We start from the raw sequence: 4,815 nt of genomic DNA on the forward strand, positions 1-4,815 counted from the left end.
ACAGACGTGGACGACGCGTGTGCCAGCAGGGCACAGTGCGCGCCATGACCTGACCTTCTGGACAGCCTTCTGGGCAGGCTTCTGATCAACTGGCGAGGCCAGCCAGTAGCCCCAGCAGCCAGTAGATCCAGTAGGTCTTGTCGAAAGAAGCGCTTGTTTCAGTGCAGCGGGCCTGAGGCGAATGCCACATTCTGGCCCTCGGGAACACCCTCTTCACTGCCCCAGGCAATACACTGTCTATCGCCAGTGGCGCTGCTGCACTTTTCGAGTGCGGTACGGGCGCTCAACGTGTGTCATTTCGGTGCAGCGTGTCGGCGACCCGTCGACGCTGAGCTGCTACTCAATCGCTTCATCCTGAACGGGAGTCATCATCTTGCTCGAGCGCCTATTCTCACTGCGTGCCGAAGGCACCACGACGCGCACGGAAGTGCTGGCGGGCATCGCCACCTTCATGGCGTCGATGTACATCATCGTGGTCAATCCCGGCATCCTGTCAGCCGCCGGCGTGCCATTCAGTGCCGCCCTCACGGCGACCGTGCTGGTCAGCTTCTTCGGCAGCCTGATGATGGGCCTGTACGCGCGCAACCCGATCCTGGTCGCGCCGGGGATGGGCATCAATGCCCTGTTCGCCTACACCATGGTGCTGGGCGGCGGCATGAGCTGGGAGGTCGCGCTGGGCTGCGTGTTCTGGGCCGGCGTCATCTTCGCGGTACTGGCCCTGTTCAACGTGCGCCGCCTGGTGATCGATGCGATTCCCGCTCAGCTTCGCTACGCCATCGCCTGTGGTATCGGCCTGTTCATCACCTTGATCGGTCTGGTGAATGCCAAGCTGATCGTCTCCAATCCGGTCACCGTGGTCAGTGTCGCGCCGATGACGCCCTCGCTGGTGGTCTTCCTGCTGGGGCTGGCGCTGACCGCCATCCTGGTCGCGAAGCGCATCCACGGCGCTCTGATCATCGGCATCATCGTCACGACCCTGATGGCGACCACCATCGGGCGTCTGTGGGGGGATGGCAGCGCCTACTTCCCGCCGGAGATCGCTCAGCCGACGCTGGTCAACTTCACCGGTATCTTCGCTGCGCCTGATTTCAGCGGCCTGCTGGCGCTGGACCTGCTCGGTTCGCTCAAGGTGGCCTATGCGCCGTTCATCTTCGTCATCCTGTTCACGGTGTTCTTCGATGCGCTTTCGACCTTCATGGCGGTGGCCGAGGCGGGCAATCTGAAGGACGAGAATGGTGACCCGCGCAATATCCGTCGCTCGATGATGGTCGATGCCTTCTCGGCGCTGGTGTCCGCGCCACTGGGTACCAGCCCGGCGAATGCCTACATCGAATCGGCGGCCGGTATCAGTCAGGGCGGACGCACCGGGCTGGTCGCGGTGGTGGTGGCGCTCTGCTTCCTGCCGTTCCTGTTCCTGGCGCCGCTGCTGTCGTTGGTGCCGTCCATCGCGACTGCCCCGGCGCTGATTCTGGTCGGCGTGTTCATGATGGAGCCGATCGGCAAGATCCACTGGCACCAGTTCGATGATGCGATTCCGGCCTTCATCGCCATGGTGATGATTCCGCTGACCTATTCCATCACCCACGGTATCGTGTTCGGCTTCCTGAGCTTCGTGGTCATCAAGCTCGGCGTCGGCAAGGTGCGCGAGATTCGCCCGACCATGTGGGTGCTGTTCGCGCTGTCACTGCTGCTGTTGCTGGAAGGCTAGGCTTCGAAAGCGGATGTGATGCGTCTCGAGGCTGTGATGTATCTCGAATGCGTCGAGCATGAAAAAGCCCCGCCAGGCAGTGACTGCCTGGCGGGGCTTTTTGTTGACGGCTTTTGATAGCGCCTGATCAGCTCTCGGTCAGCGAGAGCAGAATCTTCTTGTAGCTCTCGAAGCGCACGCGGCCGATCTCACCGTTGTCCACGGCCTGCAGCAGGGCGCAGCCCGGCTCCTTCTCGTGTTTGCAGTCGCGGAAGCGGCAATAGCCGAGATAGTCGTGGAACTCGCGGAAGCCGTCGGTGACCTGCTCGGGAGTCAGGTGCACCAGGCCGAATTCGCGGATGCCGGGCGAGTCGATCAGGTCACCGCCATCCGGCATGTGATAGAGCCAGGCGGTGGTGGTGGTGTGCATGCCCTGGCGTGATTCGGCCGACAGCGGGCCGACACGAACCTCTTCCCTGGGCAGCAGCATGCCGATCAGGGACGACTTGCCGACGCCACTCTGGCCGACGAAGACCGAGGTGCGGTCGCTGAGCTGGGCCTTGAGGGCATCGAGCCCCGACTCGCCACGCGTGGTACAGGCGACGACTTCGTAGCCGAGCGCTTCATAGCGCGCCAGCAGGTCGCGCAGCTCACCGCCGCTTTCCGGCAGCAGGTCGACCTTGTTGAGCACCAGCACCGGCGTGATGCCGGTGGCTTCCGCGGCGATCAGATAGCGGTCGATCAGGTTGGGCTGCGGGGCGGGTTCGGCGGCGAACACGATCAGGATCTGGTCGATGTTGGCCGCCACCGGCTTGAGCACGCCGCGCATGTCGGGGCGTTCAAGCTCGGTGGTGCGTGCGCCACGCGCGACGACGACGCCGCTGGCATCGCTGGCTTCGCGCCAGATGACCCGGTCACCGGTGACCAGCGTCTCGAGGTTGGCGCGCAGGTGGCAGCGGTGCAGGCTGCCGGATTCGCTCTCGACTTCCAGGCTGCGCCCGAAGTGGGCGATGACACGGCCATGCTGCTCCGGGCCATATTCGCCGGCGTCGAGCTTGTCACGGTCCTGCGTCTCGCGCTTTTCGGCGCGCTTGGTACGCTCGGCCTGCACCTTCTCGATTCGCCATTGCTGCTGGCGGCTTAGCTTGCGTTTACTCATGCTTGGCTGGTGACTCCGGTCGCCGTTCGTTCGCCAGGGATGGGAGAGTCTTCCCCCCTTTGCGGCGCGATTGTACCCTTTGCGCCCTCGGGTGTCGTGCGACGCCCCGGGATGGCGTGTGATACTGCTGTCATCGACTGGCGTCCCGCGCCATTCCATCATCTGCTCAGCAAGGAGTGAACCATGGCAAATCCCACCGCGCAGGCCGACCGCCTCATCTGGATCGACCTGGAAATGACCGGCCTCGACCCGGCGCGTGAGCGCATCATCGAGGTAGCCACGCTGGTCACCGACGGCGACCTCAACCTGATCGCCGAAGGCCCGGTGTTGGCCGTGCATCAGCCGGACAGCCTGCTGGAGGCGATGGATGAGTGGAATACGCGCACCCATGGTGAATCCGGGCTGGTGAAGCGCGTCAAGGAAAGTCAGATAGATACCGCCGAAGCCGAACGCCAGACCCTCGAGTTCCTGGCCCGGCACGTGGCGGCAGGCGCCTCGCCGATGTGTGGCAACAGCGTGCATCAGGACCGCCGCTTCCTGCAGCACGAGATGCCGTTGCTGGAAGAATTCTTCCACTACCGCAACATCGATGTCTCGACCCTGAAGGAGCTGGCCAAGCGCTGGAATCCGGCTGCGCTCGACGGCTTCAAGAAGCGTGCGACCCACCAGGCGATGGACGATATCCGTGAGTCACTGGCGGAGCTTGCGCATTACCGCAAGACCTTCCTCAAGCTGACCCAGCAGGGCATCGTCTAAGTATCGTTCCTCAATTCAAAGCGATAGCCCACGAGGCAACGGCTCTCAAAGCGCGGTGGCCAGGCGGGCGCCGCGCTTGATGGCCTGCTCCTTCAGCGCCCAGCGCACATGCTCGCGCAGTGGCTCGCTGGGGTAGGCCTGACGGGCGCGCAGCACATGCTCGACCTGCTCCGACCAGGGCGCGTTGCCCAGCCCGATGGCGATGTTGGAGAGCCACTTCTCGTAGCCGATGCGTCGAATCGGGCTGCCTTCCGTCTTGCTGAGAAATTCCTGCTCCCCCCAGCAGAACAGGCGGATCAGCTCGATGCGATCCAGATCATGGCGCGGCGAGAAGTCCGTCTCCTGAGTCGCCTTGGCGAAGCGCGTGAAGGGGCAGAACAGCTGACAGTCATCGCAGCCGTAGATGCGGTTGCCCATCGGGCGGCGGAATTCCTCGGGGATGGCGCCATCGAGCTCGATGGTCAGGTACGAGATGCAGCGCCGCGCATCGACGACCTTGTCCTCGACGATGGCATCCGTCGGGCAGGCGACCTTGCAGGCGTTGCAGCTGCCGCAGTGTTCCTTTTCAAAGGGGGCGTCCACCGGCAGGGGCAGGTCGGTGTAGAGTTCGCCCAGGAAGAACAGGCAGCCGGCCTGCTGATTCATCAGCATGGCGTTCTTGCCGAACCAGCCGATGCCGGCCTTCTGTGCCAGGGCGCGCTCCATCACCGGGGCGGAGTCGACGAAGGCGCGATAGCCGAACTTGCCGACTTCCTTCTCGATCTGCTTGGCCAGATTGGCCAGTCGCTTGCGCATCAGCTTGTGGTAATCACGCCCCAGCGCGTAGCGTGACACATAGGCGCGTTCAGGTTGGCTGAGCACCTGAGTGGTCTCGACCTCAGGCGGCAGGTAATCGAGGCGCACGCTGATGACGCGCAGTGTCCCGGGCACCAGCTCCTCAGGACGAGTGCGCTTGGTGCCGTGCTTGGCCATGAAGTTCATCTCGCCGTGATGGCCGTTGGCCAGCCAGCGCTCCAGATAGGCCTCGTGGGCCGAGAGGTCGACATCGGTGATGCCGACCTGCTGAAAACCCAGCTCGCGCCCCCATGTCTTGATGCGCGTCGCCAGTTCCGCCATGGCCTGTTCATCGGCGGCGGGGCTCCCGGTGTCGGCAGGTGAAGCGGCGGCGGTGGATGAGTGCGGAGCAGACATGGGGGTTCCAGCGAGATCGAGG

At 63.9% G+C, this 4,815-nt stretch carries 4 protein-coding genes; 2 read left to right on the forward strand and 2 right to left on the reverse strand.

Features of this window, described 5'->3' with window-relative positions:
• Positions 1-373: 373 nt before the first annotated feature.
• On the forward strand, positions 374-1,708 hold the full coding sequence (locus AC4FAH_RS06340; protein ID WP_286988766.1) for an NCS2 family permease: 1,335 nt from the start codon (positions 374-376) through the stop codon (positions 1,706-1,708).
• Between the two features lie 127 nt (positions 1,709-1,835).
• On the opposite strand, the gene rsgA is transcribed toward AC4FAH_RS06340, so the two are convergent.
• Complete coding sequence (rsgA, locus tag AC4FAH_RS06345; protein ID WP_192837873.1) at positions 1,836-2,846, reverse strand: small ribosomal subunit biogenesis GTPase RsgA; 1,011 nt, start codon at positions 2,844-2,846, stop codon at positions 1,836-1,838.
• 183 nt (positions 2,847-3,029) lie between these two features.
• On the opposite strand from rsgA, the gene orn reads away from it, so the two are divergent.
• On the forward strand, positions 3,030-3,602 hold the full coding sequence (gene orn, locus AC4FAH_RS06350) for an oligoribonuclease (RefSeq protein ID WP_107335235.1): 573 nt from the start codon (positions 3,030-3,032) through the stop codon (positions 3,600-3,602).
• 45 nt (positions 3,603-3,647) lie between these two features.
• On the opposite strand, the gene queG is transcribed toward orn, so the two are convergent.
• On the reverse strand, positions 3,648-4,718 hold the full coding sequence (queG, locus tag AC4FAH_RS06355) for a tRNA epoxyqueuosine(34) reductase QueG (RefSeq protein ID WP_287020130.1): 1,071 nt from the start codon (positions 4,716-4,718) through the stop codon (positions 3,648-3,650).
• Positions 4,719-4,815: the final 97 nt, after the last annotated feature.

The organism is Cobetia sp., from assembly GCF_983723665.1.